Origin of the sequence: Reichenbachiella sp., from assembly GCF_039941815.1 — a bacterium.
In the GTDB taxonomy this organism is placed as follows: Bacteria; Bacteroidota; Bacteroidia; order Cytophagales; family Cyclobacteriaceae; genus Reichenbachiella.
Genome location: NZ_JBDVDW010000065.1, coordinates 297,378 through 314,492 on the forward strand (window position 1 = coordinate 297,378; position 17,115 = coordinate 314,492).

Genomic DNA, 17,115 nt, shown 5'->3' on the forward strand with positions numbered 1-17,115 from the left:
ATAAATTTGTGAATAATCCATTGCATTTTATGTAAAAAGTGCAATATTACAATAAGTTAATTATCACGCCGGAGGATTCTCAATGACGCCGGTTAATCTTTAAACCTAAAATTACAATTATGAAAACTAAATTACTCGTACTAGCCTTAGTTGGTATTTTCGCATTTAGCTCGGTTCAAGCACAAGAGCAAGGTGACATGAGAGCCAGCATAGGTCTTGCATTAGGATCTATTGCAGGGATTGACACTAACAATGGTGAATTTAAAATGGGGTTAGGGATCACTCCTGGTTTTGAATATGTATTTGTTGATGCTATGAGTGCAAACGCATCTTATGATTTCTACTTCAAAACTGAAGAAAATGGTGGTGAGTACAAATACAGCTCATTCAACATTGATTACAGATACTATTTCATGACTGACGATCTTCAAGTATATGGTCTTGCAGGTCTTGGATTTGTTAAAGTCGATTTAGGTGCAGCTGGAAGCGCTTCTGATACTGGTCTAAACCTGGGATTAGGTGCCATTTATCCTATTGCTGATGCCGTAGGTATCCATGCTCAATTGAAATATAATACTAAGAAAGCTCAGGATTTCTCTGGAGATGAAAAAGCTAACCTTGCAATCAATATAGGTGCAACTTTCATGTTCTAAGAAGAACTCAATAATATTCAACTAAAAAAACCACACCTAAGGTGTGGTTTTTTTATATCCTTATTTGTGCCATTCTATCTATTCCATACTTCGTGAGGACTTTCTCAATCGCAAAACAAACTCAAGTATCATACTTAGAAGAATCACTCCCAAGCATCCTATCAGATTGTACCACAGATAACCAATATCAGTACGAAGGAACAAGACGACAACTGTGACCTGGGAGATAATGGCTGCCCAGAAAACAGCCGTACCAGCAACTAACCGGAAGAAAAAAGCCACAAGGAAAATACCGAGGATATTGCCATAGAAAAGAGACCCAAGTATATTGACCATCTCTATGAGATTTTCAGATTGATGCGCCATGAATGCAAAGCAAATGGCTAGTATACCCCAGCCAGCAGTCATAAGTTTTGATACCCAAACGTACTTTTGATCGGAGGCCTCAGCATTGATTAGGTTTTTATAAAAATCTATCACTGTAGTCGAGGCCAAAGCATTGAGTTCGCCAGAGGTAGATGACATAGCAGCAGAGAATATGACCGCTATCAGAAGTCCGATAATACCTTGTGGTAAATAATTGAGAATAAAGGTAAGGAAGACATAATCTGAATCCTTGATCTTGAGCGTGTCATCTACAGACGTGATTAGATTTTTCATTTCAGCTCTGGAGTCATTTACACGCTCTGCGGTGAGTTGCAATTTTTGTACGGCGATTTCTTGTTCGTCGTTCGATCCGGATTGCATAGCCTCTTTGTAGGACAGCGCAGATTCCTTTCTTTTCTCAATCCAAAAATCGTGATCTTCTGTGATAAGATCTATTTGCTCGGTGCCAATTTTTTCCTCTACTATCGCTATACTCTGCTGGTTGAAATGCACAGGGGGTTGATAGAAAATGTAAAACACATAGAGTAAAGCCCCAGTCAGCAAAATGAGAAACTGCATTGGGATTTTCATCACCGCATTAAACATCAATCCCATTCTACTTTCTGTGGTGTTTTTACCTCCAAGATATCGCTGTACCTGAGATTGATCTGTGCCGAAGTAGGATAGCGATAGAAACAGTCCGCCAAAAATCCCTGACCAAACAGTATACCTTTTCTCAACGTCAAAAGAAAAGTCTACTGCGTTTAGCTTATCCAAACTACCAGCGATATGCAGCGCCTCAGTCATGGATACAAAGTCGGACAGGTAGTAAAGGATATAGAAAAAGGCAACACCCATTCCGATCAGTATGACCGTCATCTGATGTTTTTGCGTCAAGCTCACAGCTTTTGTTCCGCCACTTACTGTATAGATGATTACAAGTACTCCTACTAGAAGGATAGTCCAAGACAGACTCCAATCCAGAATGGTAGATAAAATAATCGCAGGTGCGTATATGGTGATTCCTGCAGCTAATCCTCGCTGAATTAGAAACAAGAACGCACCGAGGAGTCGGGTTTTCTTATCAAATCGCTTCTCCAAATACTCATAGGCTGTATATACCTTGAGTTTATAATAAATGGGTATAAATACAAACGCTACTATTATCAAAGCTATGGGAAGTCCAAAATAGTTTTGAACGAAGGCCATACCGCTCTCATATCCTTGACCCGGTGTAGAGATAAAAGTAATAGCGCTAGCTTGGGTGGCCATCACAGAGAGGCCAATCGTGCCCCATTTCATACTACTGCCTCCACGCAGATAGCCGTCCATACTACTGGTACCGAGTGTTTTGTAGACTCCATATCCAACGATAAGTCCGAGGGTTCCGAATAATACAATTAAATCGACTGTACTCATCCGAATGATACGCTAAACCAATACAACAATAATATGACTACGGCCAGATTTGCCAAAACCAGTAGGTAGATGGCTTTCCAGGTTTTAAAAAAAGGGGGTTTGTCTAATGAATCCAATTCAAATAGGTTTAGCGTGAATAATTATTCTTTGCCAATAGAAATCATATTGGTAAATATGCGATAGGCACCGGATACACCGGCTGGCAGCTCCCTAAACCATGAATAGCCAGAGTAGATGTAGTATCCTTCTCCATACTTAGCCACCAACAGTCCTCCGTTTCTTGGCTCTTCACCAGGGTCGTTGGACGACAATATGGCCTCATAATTTTCATCCCACTCATTGGGAAAGTAGAGTCCTCTCTCTTGCACCCAATCCTGAAAATCAGCTTCAGATATTTTATTTGGATAGTTCAACACTGGATGGTCAGGCTTCAATATCCTAACTTCAGCCTCTTCTACAGTGACTCGATCTCTTGATAGTTTCAAAGGATATGGTCCTAAATCCTTTGTCACTAGCTGGTGTGCTGTATTGTATTGCACGATCATGGTTCCGCCGTTTTTCACATATTCCATAAGCTCAGATTGGTAGAACTTCAGTCTGTCGTTCGTATTATAACCACGGATACCAACAATCACTGCATCATAAGCTTTCATTTTTTCGGCGGTGATATCTCCATTAGTGAGAAGGGTCACCTCGTAACCAATCTGCTCCAAGCTGGCAGGAATCTCATCACCTGATCCAACTATGTAGCCTACGCTTGATCCCCTCTTTTCCAACTCTACCTTCACTACTTTTGCTTTAGACACCGGAAATAAGGCTTGTATTGGAATATGATCATATTCTATTCTAACCAGACTATTGTTAAAAGTTTTGCCACCTATTTTCGCTACCGCACCGATTTCCCCCGTATGGGCTGTAGCTGGTGGTGTCAATTCAAAACTGTAGGTTGCCTCTGCACCTTTGTCTCCAAGCTCGAATGGGTAGCTAGCAGGCGAGACAGCCCATCCCTCGGGTATTTGTAGTGAGACCTCACCCTGCAAATTCGACTTGCCTGCCATACAACGCACATTTATTGTTTTAGACTTTCCATTTCCAAAAACATAGACCTTCTCTGCGATATCCAAGAATATCGGCGGAGTGATCTCAATCGGCCTATAAGCCTCCCCTGCTACGGGATCGTTTTCCTTATAAATAACTGGTAGCTCATATTCCAGGAACGTGCCATCGATTTCTATAGTGGCCACCCATGACAGCGCCGCAGCATTTTCTGGAGATCCAATCAAATTTTGATCTGCTACCTTATACATGCCCAAAGTGCCTACTTGCTTGAGCCAGTACGGATCTGAGTAGGCTGCTCCCTGATCTAGGACATAGTTCATGTCCATGTTAAATGGCCGATTGTTGTGCAGCTTTTGGCGGATGGTAAAACTCTGATAATCTCCAAGTTTGATAGTGGCCAGTCGCATATCCACATCTGATCTATTGATGGATTCAACACTGAGCAAAATTGAATCTCCCGGAACATAGGCAAATTGATCTGCTTTTACTTCCATGTATAGACCGGTACAGGCTTTAATCAGATCTTTGATTTCTTGTTGTTTGATATTTTTCCAGTACTGATCTCGAACCTTCGCCAACTCCTTATATGCAAGAATCAAATCTTCAACTATTATAGCAGGGTTAGCAGGGTCATAGTGCATGATCGCGTTATCCACATGAAATCCTACTTTCTCACCCCCTTTGACTCTTTTCCAGCTGGTATCGATTCCAGCAAACATGTCTAATGACTTTTCGCCTGCGGTATGGTCAAAATACTCAATTTGTGTGCCTCTGCTGCCTGTAGACCCGAAGCCCTGACTCTTATGCATGCTTCTACTCAAAGATGCGATCTCTGGGTATGACTTTCCTAAAAGTGGATTGTAGGCACCCAGGTCAAGTGTAACCAGTGAAGCCGTGTCCATTTCCAGTCCTGATCTTTGGTAAAAGAATGGATGCGTGTTGAACAATAACCGTTTGGGCTGCCAAGTCCCGAATTGTGCCGCTGACTCTGGATATTTCTTCTTGTCGGCAGCTAGCTCAAACGCCTCCTTGGCTAGGATCGCAGAGGCCGTGTGATGACCATGACCACCTAGTCCGTTACCTGGAAATCTAGTGATTATGATATCCGGCCGATGTTTTCTATATATCCTTACAAAATCTGCGAGTACCTTGTCTTTTTCCCAAATATTGAATGTCTCTTCTGGATTTTTCGAGTAGCCAAAATCATTCGCCCGGCTAAAATACTGCTGACCTCCATCCGTGCGTCTAGCAGCTAGCAATTCTTGCGTACGAATCAATCCTAATAGCTCTCTGATTTCTGATCCGATCAGGTTCTGCCCACCATCACCTCTGGTGGCAGATAGATATGCCGTATTGAATTTCTTTTCGTTGGCCATATAGGCAATCACTCTGGTATTTTCATCATCAGGATGAGCAGCCACATAGAGCACAGAACCTAACACGTTAAGCTTTTGAAGCATCAGCTGAATTTCGGCTGCATTAGGCTTTTTGGGTTTTTGTGCAGTGGTCTGTTGTGTAATGAAAAGGGCTAACAATAAAGTAAGCAATCGGAATGCACTCATAGGTATATTTTATTTTGCAACAATAATAGTCGGCTATAAATTAAGAAAAAAACAATAAGTGCTAAACGGTTAATTTCAATTCGAGTTATGACCTTTAGAAGCACAAAAGGCCCACCCCAATGGGGCAGACCTTCATCCTACTTTAACCTAAACTTAAATGATTACTTATCCTCTATTTCTAAATCTTCTTCTGCGTTTTTGCTTCGGATCGATCTCTACTTCTTCTGATACACCGTCTTGAGTTATGGTCACCATATTGTCGCAAGTGCCATCCCCAAAGTCAATCACTTTCTCACTTTCTCCTTCCACGTTGATTGATAGTATTCCTGAAACCGGAGCAAAAAATCCTTCTTCTCTACAGGCACTTAGTGTAAGAATCGGAGTAGTTTCATCTATTACATTCTCATAAGTAAGACCGTCGAAATTCACTCCAGTAGCCGTTCCATAATGTACCACTTGAATTTTTTCACCGTCCTCGTCCTGCGTAGCTATCCTTGTATGATCGGCTTCTCTAGTGGCTGAGCTCCCGTCTTCAAAAGTGATTTTACCGCCTGTCAATGTTGCGTTGTATTCTTTCTCTGTATCGGTTCCAGACACATAAGTCATCACTCGGACGCCTTCGATTTCAGTACCGTCCACGGTAAAGTCTTCGAGTGTGATTGTTCTTTTGAATCCCGGGACATCTCTTTCCCCTTCATGTGTGATAATGATCTTACCAGTTCTCACCCGACCATCTCGTCCTTCACATCCTTCTTCGCCAAAATCGATAGTTTTTGTGGATGTAGCTTCATCCTCAGTCACAGTAACGCAATCTCCGAACCTTTTTCCACCTCTAAAAAGTATGCGACCTCCAGACACATCCAGAGCGCTTGTAGCATAATCAGCCACTTCATCCACCTCTTCGTAAAGCTCATTTGATGAGGTTTCAAAACTGGCGTCCTCAATAGCTATATCGATGGCACTATCAGACAGGTTTTCGTTATCATCGGTACATGAGTAAAAAGTGAAAGCAGCAATTCCTAACAAAAATCCTAGTATCTTTTTCATAATTAAAATATTTAATGGTTGTCTTTTTCAAATTTGTTTGGCTCTTTGACTACCACAGATACCAAAGGTTTAATTGATGAATAGATTTTTTAGAAAAAAACCTTAGAAAATGTCAAAAAGGTTATGTTTGATTGAAATAAGCATAAATGAATAAAAAAATTATCTCTCTTCTACTTGCAGTTCTCACTGCAATAATTGCAACTGCACAGGTCAATCTTGAGTACTATTTACCCCAGAATGTCATACTCGATCCAAATATTCCCACTCCTGCTTCAGTGCTTGGACATGAAGTTGGCGACTGGCACGTCAGTCATGATAAACTGGTTTATTATATGTATGAGCTGGCCAGGACTTCTGAGCGTATCAAAATCGAAGAATATGGACGAACCTATGAAAACAGACCCCTGCTCCTACTCAAGATTTCGTCCGAAGACAATATCAAGAACCTTGACCAACTACAAATCGAGCACAGTAAGCTTTCGGACTACCGGCAATCGAGTGACTTGAGTTTGGACAACATGCCAGCGGTGGTCTATCTTGGTTATAGTGTACACGGTGATGAGCCCAGCGGTAGCAATGCAGCGCTTTTGGTCGCCTATTATTTAGCAGCAGCAAAAGGCAATGAAGTGGATCGATGGCTGGAGCAAACTATTGTTTTACTAGATCCGAGTTACAATCCTGATGGATTGAATCGATTTGCGAACTGGGTAAACAGCAAGAAAAGTAAAAACCTGGTATCAGACCCTGGCAATATTGAACAAAACGAACCCTGGCCAGAAGGCAGAACCAACCATTACTGGTTTGATCTAAATAGAGATTGGCTACCAGTACAACATCCCGAGTCAAAAGGGAGAGTATCGATATACCATCGGTGGAAACCCAATATCCTCACTGACCATCATGAGATGGGTTCGAACAATACATTTTTTTTCCAACCAGGAATCCCAAGTAGAAACAATCCCCTGACTCCCGAAAACAACTATGTCCTGACTCAAAAGATTGCTAAACACCATGCGGCAGCATTAGATGAAATCGGGTCGTTTTATTATTCCAAAGAGTCGTTCGATGACTTCTATATCGGCAAGGGTTCGAGCTACCCGGATATAAATGGAGGCATTGGAATTCTATTCGAACAGGCCAGTACCAAGGGCCATTCCCTAAACACGATTCATGGCAAAAGGAGCTTTCCATTTGCCATACGCAACCATTTTACAACCTCTTTGTCCACACTTAGAGCTTGCTTTGAGCTAAAGGACGAGATTCTTGCGCATCAGCAGAAATTCTATAATGACATTCCATATCTGGCCGACAGGAGCACCATCAAGGGTTTTATTTTTAAATCACCCAACGATTTGAGTAAATTGAAATCGTTCTTGTCAATATTAGAAACGCATCAGATAGAGGTATACAAATCCAACAAAAGTATCTCTGGTTTCAAAGCAGAAGATTCCTTTATTATTCCTTTAAAGCAAAATCAGTTTAGAATGGTGCAAGCAATTTTCGAAACACGGACCACCTTCAATGACAGTTTGTTTTATGATGTATCAGCGTGGACTCTACCGTTAGCTTTTGATTTAGATTGTGTTCCCTTGACACAAAAAGATTTTGGCTCCTCATTGCTGGGCAAAAGAGTTGAAACTACTAATCTTAGTAGTTCGGATTTAGGATTTGAGCCAAGCCAGTACGCTTATGCTTTTCATTGGCTGGACAGCCAATCTCCCGCCTTGCTCTATGATATTCAAAGCAAGGGCTTACGTACCATGGTCTCTACTGAACCCTGGACAACTAAAAACCAGCAGAAATTCGATCGTGGGGCCATCGTGATCCCTGCACAGAATCAGCCGTTAAGAGATCAGGAGATCTATCAACTACTGATCAATTTGGCGCATAAGCACAAAATCTCTATAGTCAGTATTTCTTCCGGTGACAATCCTGACTTAGCCCTAGGTAGTCCAAAGTTCAAAGCTTTAAGCAAACCCAAGCCATTGCTGGTCATTGGATCAGGGATAAACCCTTACGAAGCGGGCGAGGTATGGCACCTCATGGACCAGAGAATAGGCCTTGCTCTACCAATGGTCACACAAGAAAAGCTCAATAGCATTGAGCTTAGCTCATATGATCAGATCATACTTGTAGGTGGGAGTTATGGAACCCTCTCCCAATCGAAAATCAAAACATGGCTACAATCTGGCGGGGAGATAATAGCCTCAAAAGGTGGAAGCAAGTGGCTCTCAGAAGCAGGACTATCGAAGGTGAAATTCAAAAAAATTGCTTCAGACTCCACTCGTAAATATCTGCCATATAACGAAAGAGTTAAATCTACCGGAGCCCAGCGTATCGGCGGATCTATATTTATGGCGGATCTTGATCTTACACATCCTTTGTGCTTTGGATTTCAAGATGGAAAACTACCACTTTTCAAAAAAGGGGTGATGACCATGGAATTAGCTAAAAATCCCTATTCCCAACCTATACACTATTCAAGTGCTCCGTTGTTGGCAGGTTATATTTCAGACGAGAACTTAGTGCGAATTCCCGATACTCCGGCCGTATCATTATCTGCTTATGGGCAAGGGTTGACAATAGCTTTCATCGATAACTTGAATTTTAGAGCGTATTGGCTCGGGAGCAGCAGAGTCTTTCTAAATGCGCTTTTTTTTGGCAGTATCATAGAATCAAGTTCAGCCAAATAGCATTTTTTCGACCAGAATATTACAATATTCATAATATCCACTCAGATATTTGACATTATTTCAATAATTCAAAGTCAGCGTTGCAATTCGGGATAGTCTTTCTTCATTTTCATGCTATTTTCATACAAATACATATCTTTGCCCCCCTTAACTATCCAATTATTTTATCCGAGGTCTTTTATTAAACAGAGACATCAGACCACTAAAAATACTAAGAAATGAAATTCAAATCAGGTGTTCTCACTGGGGACGAAGTGACCGAATTATTGAACTATGCGAATGAAAATCAATTCGCTCTTCCCGCAGCCAATGTAATAGGCAGCAGCTCAATCAACGCCGTGCTGGAAACGGCCGCTGAATTGAACTCACCAGTAATGATCCAGTTTTCAAATGGAGGAGCGGCCTTCAATGCTGGAAAAGGATTGTCAAATGATGGACAAAAAGCAGCAATCGCCGGAGCAGTAGCCGGTGCACATCATGTGCACATGCTAGCAGAAGCCTACGGTGTGACAGTAATATTGAATACTGATCATTGTGCAAAGAAACTTTTACCCTGGATCGATGGTATGTTAGATGCAGGAGAAGAATTTTATGCCCGTACCGGCAAGTCTCTTTTCTCTTCTCACATGATTGATTTATCGGAAGAGCCAATTGAGGAGAACATCGATATCTGTAAATCTTATCTCGAGAGAATGACTAAAATGGGCATGACTCTGGAAATCGAATTGGGTATCACCGGAGGTGAAGAAGATGGTGTAGATAACTCGGATGTAGATGAATCAAGACTGTATACACAACCCGAGGAGGTGGCTTACGCCTACGAAGAGCTTGGTAAAATAAGCAACAGATTTACTATCGCTGCGGCGTTCGGAAATGTGCACGGTGTATACAAGCCTGGCAACGTGAAACTGACTCCAAAGATTTTGAAAAATTCGCAGGATTATATTCAGGAGAAATATGGCACCGGACCAAATCCGGTAAACTTTGTATTTCATGGTGGATCTGGATCTACCAGAGAAGAAATCAGAGAAGCTATCTCTTATGGTGCTATCAAAATGAACATTGATACTGATTTGCAATGGGCATACTGGGCAGGTATCAAAAATTATTATGAGGACAAGAAAGGCTACCTACAAGGACAAATAGGAAACCCAGACGCTAGCGATGGCCCAAATAAGAAGTATTATGACCCAAGGGTATGGACTAGAGAAGCTGAGAAATCATTCGTTGCTAGATTGAAAGATGCATTTGAGGATCTCAACAACATCAACCGCAACGCCTAACAATCCATATCACTGGCTGTTCCTAAAATAATAATTCAATTTTTAGGATAGAATATTAAATAGCACCGAGTTTTATACCGGTGCTATTTTTATTTATAAATAAAATTTCTTGATTCGAATCATTTTGAACACTGATCATTTAATTACATTTTTGTCACTTTAATATCAGAGTACACAAACCCAAAAATCAGAACAGTGAAAAACATTTCAGTCATCGGATCCGGAACCATGGGCAATGGAATCGCTCATGTATTTGCACAAACAGGCTATCAAGTCAACCTCATTGACATTTCTCAAGAAGCACTTGATAGAGCCACAGCTACGATCAGCAAAAACCTGGATCGATTGATCAATAAAGAAAAAATCACTGAGGAGGTGAAATCAGAAACCCTTGGCAACATTACTACCTCTACAGACCTGGCCTCAGGTGTGAAAGACGCCGATCTAGTAGTAGAAGCAGCTACTGAGAATATGAAAATCAAGCTTGATCTGTTCTCACAAATTGATCAACACGCCAAAAGTTCATGCATTTTGGCCTCCAATACTTCATCGATATCGATCACCAAAATCGGATCCGCTACAAACCGGAAGGATAAGGTAATCGGAATGCATTTCATGAATCCTGTACCGGTCATGAAGCTGATAGAAGTCATTAGAGGATATAGTACCAGTGACGAAACTACAAAGATCGTCATGGAACTGTCGCGTAAGCTTTCTAAAGTACCCGTCGAGGTCAATGATTATCCTGGCTTTGTTGCCAACAGGATACTTATGCCTATGATCAATGAAGCCATTTATACACTATATGAAGGAGTCGCTGGTGTAGAAGAAATTGACACCGTAATGAAACTGGGAATGGCTCACCCTATGGGTCCGCTTCAACTGGCTGATTTTATTGGACTAGACGTATGCTTGTCGATCATGAAAGTATTGCACGATGGCTTCGGCAACCCGAAATATGCACCATGCCCGCTATTGGTGAATATGGTAGAAGCTGGCGTACTTGGCGCTAAGTCTGGTGAAGGATTTTATAAATATGTGGCTGGATCTAAAGATCTGACTGTATCCAAGCAATTTCAGAAATAAATGGCGAAAGCAAGAAAAAGTAAACCTTCTGGTAAAAAAAGTAAAGGTGGCGGCAGTAACCTGCCCGCCATCTTTGTAATCTTAGCTATAATAGCAATGATAGCCATCTATGCTGTCAAAGAAAATCCGGATTGGAGTAAGAAGTTTGATAGTCTAACTTCATCGGAGACTATCCAAAAAGATAAGACCACCGGTAATACAACCGCCAAGACTCAAACATCAAAAAATAGTCAGAAGGAGACTAAGAACAATACTGCAGAAAACAAATCAAGCCAGTCAAGCACATCTACCACTGCGAGCAGAGATAAATTCGACGATAAGGCAATCAATGCCCAAGACGGAGCAAAAGAAACAGCCAAGATAAATTCTAATCTACCTGTCTATAGTGAAGACGACAATTATTACTATTCCTCAAGTTTTGACTTTGCCTGGCCAGCATATACCCAAGATGATCAGATAGTCGAACACGCTTACTATACACTTAGGTACAACGAAAAAACCGAACAGGCCGACTGGGTGGCTTACAGGCTCAAGGCCGTAGATTTAAACAAGTCTAAATTCGAACGCAGCAATAATTTCAGAATGGATCCAGACGTAAAAACCAAATCAGCCAGTACCAGCGATTATAAAGGCTCTGGATACGATCGAGGTCATTTGGCCCCTGCAGCAGATTTTTCATGGACCAAAGACGGTATGAGTGAGTCCTTTTTCATGAGCAATATGAGTCCACAAGAGCCGGGATTTAATCGAGGCATTTGGAGAATGTTGGAAGAAAAGGTAAGAGATTGGGCAAAGAGCAATAGCGAAGTCTATGTAGTGACAGGCCCCATCTACAATGGTAAAAATGAAAAAATTGGTAAAAACAAAGTAGTGGTTCCAAATCAATATTTCAAAGTTGTATTAGAGCTAAATGGAAAAGAGGTGAAAGGCATCGGGTTTATTTTGGAAAATAAAAAAGCTACTCAATCACTAAGCGAATACGCCATGAGTATCGATGACGTAGAGAAAGTCACTGGTCTGGATTTCTTCCCAATAGTTCCTGACCAACTTGAAAACAAAATTGAAAGCACTTACAACTACACCCTTTGGAAGTAGGCTTTATATCTAAACTCTCATCATTTTTAGACAAACCAGACTATATTACTTTGCAGTAGTATGGTAAAATTCTGGTATAATATGATCTTGGTGTTATTATTGAATTTTCAATTCAATACCTCTCTGAGTCAAAACTATTCTGAAGCCATCTATGACTTGAAAGAAGCTGATTTCGATTCAGCATTCGTTTCGTTAGCTGGCTCTTGGGAGTTTTATTACGACGAACTACTTTCTCCAAATGAGCTTTCAACAAAATCCCCCAAGGACTACCTTTTAGTACCGAAGTCGTGGCATTCGCAAGAAGAATTTCCCTTGCTTGGCAAGGCAACTTATAGATGCCAGACAATTATGCCTGCCTCCTATCATGGATTGCTTCTTTACATTTCGATGATTACTTCATCATCCAAAATATGGGTAAATGGAGAACTTAGATCTACCTCTGGCCTAATCAGTGAAGATGGTGATACCTACAAGGCCCAACTTACCAACAATTATGTACCTCTCCCCGATGGGAAGGACACCCTTGAGATTGTAATCCAGGTGGCTAACCATACCTACTTTAGCTCAGGACTACTAGGTACACCTATCATCGGGAATACTGCCGCTATTATCAAAGAAAAAACCTTGCGCAATGGAATTGAGAATGTATTTGCGGGTAGTCTGATTGCCATTTTTATCTATCAGCTGTTTTTGTTCTTTTTGTACAACAGAGGAAAACCAAATTTGTGGCTCGCGCTGATCTGTCTCGTGGTTGCCCTGAGAAGTATGATTCTCAACGGAGGGTCTTTTTTGCTCCCATCCATATTCCCATTAGTATCTTTTGAAATCTGGAAAAAAATAGAATTTGGTGGCATCTATCTTATCGTTGCTCTCTTTCCATTATATGTACATCACTTGTTCGAGACCAGCTCATCAAAAATAACTGTCAAGGTATTTGTGGCTAGCTCTATACTCTTGATTTTGCCAGTGATATTTACAGATCAGCACGTCTATGGCCAATTACTCGATGTTTCTCATATTGCTTTGATTGCAGCATTTATATTTGCTATCTATACAATAGCCAAGGCCTGGCTGAAACAGGAAAACCCAGATGCACTGTATATTTTCCTGGGAATCATAGCTTCCTTTCCCTTTATCCTTTTGGAAATTCTCAAGAATACAGCGTTAATTGATTTTAATATCCGTTTCGGATATTTGGTAGAAACAGGACTGTTGGTATTCCTGATCTTTCAGGTGTACATGCTAGCCAATCACTACGCCAATTCATTCAAATCCCTTGAGGTAATTAAACTGGAACTTGAGGCAAAAGTCAATGAACGTACATCGGATCTTCAAAACTCAAACAAAATAAAAGATCGCTTACTTTCGGTGATATCACACGATGTAAAGAGCCCATTGAATAACTTGAGAGGGCTTCTATCGCTTTATCATTCAAAAAGTATAACTCAGGAAAAACTATCAAATTTTATAAAGCAGATAGATGACAGCTTGAGTAGAACCAATGGAATGGTGGATAATATTCTCTTTTGGACTACGAGACAGCGCAAAGGCGTAAAGGTCAAGATCGAAAAAATAGACGTTGTCCAAATCCTCCGGGACATTATTATGCTAATGAAAAACCCTGCTGAAATAAAGTCTATTAATATTGAGTATGAGGCTGAAGGGCCAATCAAAATTGATAGCGACGAAGGAATTGTCAATTTTGTAATCAGAAATTTGCTAGCTAATGCTGTAAAATTCTCTACTCAAAATGGAGAAATCAACGTAAAACTTGAACAGAATACCAGTAACATTAAACTTACCGTCGTTGACCACGGAGTAGGCATGACAGACGAACAAATCGCGAGGCTCTTTGAATCGGAACGTGCCGAAAGCACACAAGGTACTGCAGAGGAAAAAGGCACTGGATTGGGACTAAATCTAGTCAAGGAGTATCTTCAGGAAATAAATGGCGAATTAGCAATCACTAGTAAAATAGGATTAGGCAGTATTTTCGAAGTAACGATTCCAAATAGTCAATAATCAGAAATAAATCGTCTGATACTCTGACTTATTTGCAATACTTCTTCTGAGCTGCTTCTGCTTCCCTTACTCCCAAATCTTTAGCTGTTTTAAAATCTGAACAAGCCGACTTTTTTCTATCTGCTTGCATCTTTATCGCACCACGATAGAGATAGGCCTCACCTAGTTCGCGATCAAGATTGATGGCATTGTTGTACGACGTCAAAGCCTCAGCAAAGAGTCCCATCTGATGCTGCGCTCTCCCCAACCAAAAATGTGCACTTGGTAAGTTGTCGTTTATTTTAACTGCAGATTCTCCGTAGTATTTAGCTTTTTCGAATTTATGATCTCGATAATAAAATTTTGACAAACTCAGCAGTGCGGAAGTATTCTTCTTGTCTATATCAAGCACTTGGGTGAAATCGTCAAAGGCTTTTTGAAATTTTCCCAACTCCTCAAAAGATCTTCCTCGATTGTAAAGCGATTTTACATGCGAGGGATGCAATTCCAGATATTCATTATATGCCGTGATGGCTTCAGCAAAATTACCCTCGCTGAACAAATCATCCCCTTTAGTTCTTTCATCATTCTCACAACCCACCAGCACGATCAATAGTGCCCACGCCATCAAATATTTCATTTCTTAATTTTTCTGCAAACTTAAATCGAAAGCTTAGATAAATGGAAGGAATCTTATCAATTTGCTGATAATATCGAGGCTTTAATTGAAACCACCTGTACAGGGTCCACCGGATCATTAGAAAAAACCGTTATCGACTTATTCTGATTTCCTCTTCTACCTACAGAACTAAATGTTCCTTTTAGCACAGCGGATTTACCTGGCTTGATATCGTATTTATTCAGCTCGGCAACAAAACAGCCACAATTCGATTTTATCTTTCTAATATTCAAATTTGATCTACCTGTATTTGTCAAAATAAATTCAGCTTCTCTGCTCTCACCAGATCTCATTTGACCAATATCCTGCAATCTATCAGTGATGGCCAGCTTAGGAGCCTTTTCCTTTTCTTCCTCCGACAATGGCGGGAAATATTCTGTGATAGAAGCTATTACATTTATTTTCTTTGCGTCAGCACCTTCTTCATCGGTATAAAACTGAATTCCATGACTATTGTGACCAAGATTATCATCATGGTCAGGATTGTAAGCAATCACTACCGATCCCACTTGCTTTGGCGCAAGCACGTCCGGCTCAAATGATAATTGGATAAAATCAGGGGCTTCATATTCACTCTTAAATCTAAGTGTATCCGGGCTATCATTATATACAGCGAAAGGTATCCTGACCATTTTCTCAGTTGTAAGTCGCCCAATATTTACTGACCTGCTTTTGAACCTTGTCTTACCAATTTGCACGGTCATCTGTTCTTCCAATGACTTCACCTTAGGAATCACCTTGCCTCGAATATATGCCTGTACGACAGCAGGGTTTCCATTGGTAGTAATTGTTAATGACTTTCTAAATGTCCCGGGGCGGTTTCTTGGGTTGTATTGAGCCTTTACAAAGCCCTTTTCTCCTGGCAGCACAGGTTCTTTAGACCATGCTGGAGTAGTACATCCGCAAGAGGCACGTACGTTGGATATTACCAGTGGAGCCTTACCCGCATTTATAAATTCAAACTCATAAGTTGCCGGGCCGTCTTCCTCTTTAATATCACCAAAATCATGATCCGAAATTATAAACTCAAGGGTTCCTTTATCTTGTGCAAGGATCGTGTTTGAAAAAGTAATGAGAAAAACAAATAACGTCGATTTTATGAACTGCAGCATATTTTTCATGATTGGTAAGGCGCAAATAAACAATAATGTCTTAACGTAACAAAGGGAAATAATTTTATTAATTTGCGCAAAAAATTTACCATGGCAAGAGTACTAACAGGGATACAAAGTTCGGGACGACCTCATCTCGGAAACTTACTAGGGGCAATTTTGCCAGCAATCAATCTTACCAATAGTGAAAAGCAGGAATCTTTGCTTTTTATTGCTGACCTTCACTCCTTCACCACAATCAAAGACCCTGCAACAAGAATAGAAAATACTAAATCTATCGCAGCAGCCTGGTTGGCCTGTGGATTGGATACCTCCAAGTCGATTTTTTATCGACAATCAAAGATACCAGAAGTATGTGAACTAACTTGGTATCTGAACTGCGTAACGCCATATCCTATGCTTGCGAATGCTCATTCATTCAAGGACAAGGCCAATAGGCTTTCTGATGTCAATGCTGGGCTCTTTGATTATCCAGTATTAATGGCTGCTGATATTGTGCTCTACGACGCCAATATAGTACCTGTAGGGAAGGACCAACAACAGCACATAGAGATGACCAGAGATATTGCTAAAGCATTCAATCATCAGTTTGGTGATATATTTGTGATTCCAGAGGCCAAAATTGATGAAGAAGTCATGACTATTCCCGGTACGGATGGTCAAAAAATGAGTAAGTCCTATGGAAACATTCTGGACGTATTTTTACCAGAGAAAAAGCTAAAGAAAAATGTCATGTCTATCGTGACTGACAGTACACCTATGGAGGAACCCAAAAATCCTGATACCTGTAATGTGTACAACATCTATAAAACGGTAGCCACTAGTGAGCAAAAAGCTGACATGCGTAAAAACTATGAAGGCGGCAACTATGGCTACGGACATGCTAAAACAGCACTTTTTGAATTGCTGTTGGACAAGTTCAAAGAAGAACGTGAACGGTTCGATCATTTTATGGAGAATGAATCTGAAATAGAACAACATCTTCAGGAAGGAGAAGAAAAAGCAAGAAAAATTGCTCATGAGGTAATGGCAAGAGTAAAAAACACTATTGGGTTTTAAA

The 17,115-nt window shown here is 40.7% G+C and carries 12 protein-coding genes; 7 read left to right on the forward strand and 5 right to left on the reverse strand.

Translation table 11 applies throughout. From position 1 onward, the window contains the following. Nucleotides 1-119 precede the first annotated feature (119 nt). Complete coding sequence (locus tag ABJF11_RS18450; protein WP_348121637.1) at nt 120-653, forward strand: outer membrane beta-barrel protein; 534 nt, start codon at nt 120-122, stop codon at nt 651-653. 78 nt (nt 654-731) lie between these two features. Here ABJF11_RS18450 and ABJF11_RS18455 read toward each other — a convergent pair whose 3' ends face one another. From ABJF11_RS18455 to ABJF11_RS18465, 3 genes are all read right to left on the reverse strand, one after another. Next, nucleotides 732-2,438 (reverse strand): sodium:solute symporter, encoded by a 1,707-nt coding sequence (locus ABJF11_RS18455; protein WP_348121638.1) that lies wholly within the window; start codon nt 2,436-2,438, stop codon nt 732-734. Nucleotides 2,439-2,578: 140 nt separating this feature from the next. After that, complete coding sequence (locus ABJF11_RS18460) at nt 2,579-5,059, reverse strand: PIG-L family deacetylase (protein ID WP_348121639.1); 2,481 nt, start codon at nt 5,057-5,059, stop codon at nt 2,579-2,581. A 165-nt stretch (nt 5,060-5,224) separates the two neighbouring features. After that, nucleotides 5,225-6,106 carry a hypothetical protein gene (locus tag ABJF11_RS18465; RefSeq protein ID WP_348121640.1) on the reverse strand — a complete coding sequence of 294 codons (882 nt, stop codon included), beginning with the start codon at nt 6,104-6,106 and terminating at the stop codon, nt 5,225-5,227. A gap of 146 nt (nt 6,107-6,252) precedes the next feature. Between ABJF11_RS18465 and ABJF11_RS18470 the strand changes: the two genes are divergently transcribed. The 5 genes from ABJF11_RS18470 (at nt 6,253) to ABJF11_RS18490 (ending at nt 14,285) form a co-directional block, all read left to right on the forward strand. Further along, nucleotides 6,253-8,799: a M14 metallopeptidase family protein gene (locus ABJF11_RS18470; RefSeq protein WP_348121641.1), complete on the forward strand. Its 2,547-nt coding sequence runs from the start codon at nt 6,253-6,255 to the stop codon at nt 8,797-8,799. A 218-nt stretch (nt 8,800-9,017) separates the two neighbouring features. Then, nucleotides 9,018-10,082 (forward strand): class II fructose-bisphosphate aldolase, encoded by a 1,065-nt coding sequence (gene fbaA, locus ABJF11_RS18475; RefSeq protein WP_348121642.1) that lies wholly within the window; start codon nt 9,018-9,020, stop codon nt 10,080-10,082. A gap of 195 nt (nt 10,083-10,277) precedes the next feature. Next, nucleotides 10,278-11,168 carry a 3-hydroxybutyryl-CoA dehydrogenase gene (locus ABJF11_RS18480; RefSeq protein WP_348121643.1) on the forward strand — a complete coding sequence of 297 codons (891 nt, stop codon included), beginning with the start codon at nt 10,278-10,280 and terminating at the stop codon, nt 11,166-11,168. Continuing rightward, nucleotides 11,169-12,263, forward strand: coding sequence for a DNA/RNA non-specific endonuclease (locus ABJF11_RS18485; RefSeq protein ID WP_348121644.1), 1,095 nt, complete (start codon nt 11,169-11,171; stop codon nt 12,261-12,263). 81 nt (nt 12,264-12,344) lie between these two features. Then, nucleotides 12,345-14,285 (forward strand): sensor histidine kinase, encoded by a 1,941-nt coding sequence (locus ABJF11_RS18490; RefSeq protein ID WP_348121645.1) that lies wholly within the window; start codon nt 12,345-12,347, stop codon nt 14,283-14,285. Nucleotides 14,286-14,313: 28 nt separating this feature from the next. Here the strand turns inward: ABJF11_RS18490 and ABJF11_RS18495 are convergent, their stop codons facing one another. Both ABJF11_RS18495 and ABJF11_RS18500 read right to left on the reverse strand, forming a co-directional pair. Continuing rightward, nucleotides 14,314-14,904, reverse strand: coding sequence for a tetratricopeptide repeat protein (locus ABJF11_RS18495; protein WP_348121647.1), 591 nt, complete (start codon nt 14,902-14,904; stop codon nt 14,314-14,316). Between the two features lie 56 nt (nt 14,905-14,960). After that, on the reverse strand, nt 14,961-16,055 hold the full coding sequence (locus tag ABJF11_RS18500) for a DUF1573 domain-containing protein (protein ID WP_348121648.1): 1,095 nt from the start codon (nt 16,053-16,055) through the stop codon (nt 14,961-14,963). Nucleotides 16,056-16,145: 90 nt separating this feature from the next. On the opposite strand from ABJF11_RS18500, the gene trpS reads away from it, so the two are divergent. Beyond that, a complete protein-coding gene (gene trpS, locus ABJF11_RS18505; RefSeq protein WP_348121649.1) occupies nt 16,146-17,114 on the forward strand; it encodes a tryptophan--tRNA ligase in 969 nt (322 codons plus the stop codon). The last annotated feature ends 1 nt before the right edge of the window (nt 17,115 follow it).

What these genes read in the sequence shown, in the direction of transcription:
- ABJF11_RS18450 (WP_348121637.1), top strand. Translation starts at nt 120, where the DNA reads ATGAAAACTAAATTACTCGTACTAGCCTTAGTTGGTATTTTCGCATTT.
- ABJF11_RS18465 (WP_348121640.1), bottom strand. Translation starts at nt 6,106, where the DNA reads ATGAAAAAGATACTAGGATTTTTGTTAGGAATTGCTGCTTTCACTTTT.
- ABJF11_RS18460 (WP_348121639.1), bottom strand. Translation starts at nt 5,059, where the DNA reads ATGAGTGCATTCCGATTGCTTACTTTATTGTTAGCCCTTTTCATTACA.
- fbaA (WP_348121642.1), top strand. Translation starts at nt 9,018, where the DNA reads ATGAAATTCAAATCAGGTGTTCTCACTGGGGACGAAGTGACCGAATTA.
- ABJF11_RS18470 (WP_348121641.1), top strand. Translation starts at nt 6,253, where the DNA reads ATGAATAAAAAAATTATCTCTCTTCTACTTGCAGTTCTCACTGCAATA.
- ABJF11_RS18455 (WP_348121638.1), bottom strand. Translation starts at nt 2,438, where the DNA reads ATGAGTACAGTCGATTTAATTGTATTATTCGGAACCCTCGGACTTATC.
- ABJF11_RS18485 (WP_348121644.1), top strand. Translation starts at nt 11,169, where the DNA reads ATGGCGAAAGCAAGAAAAAGTAAACCTTCTGGTAAAAAAAGTAAAGGT.
- ABJF11_RS18490 (WP_348121645.1), top strand. Translation starts at nt 12,345, where the DNA reads ATGATCTTGGTGTTATTATTGAATTTTCAATTCAATACCTCTCTGAGT.
- ABJF11_RS18495 (WP_348121647.1), bottom strand. Translation starts at nt 14,904, where the DNA reads ATGAAATATTTGATGGCGTGGGCACTATTGATCGTGCTGGTGGGTTGT.
- trpS (WP_348121649.1), top strand. Translation starts at nt 16,146, where the DNA reads ATGGCAAGAGTACTAACAGGGATACAAAGTTCGGGACGACCTCATCTC.
- ABJF11_RS18500 (WP_348121648.1), bottom strand. Translation starts at nt 16,055, where the DNA reads ATGCTGCAGTTCATAAAATCGACGTTATTTGTTTTTCTCATTACTTTT.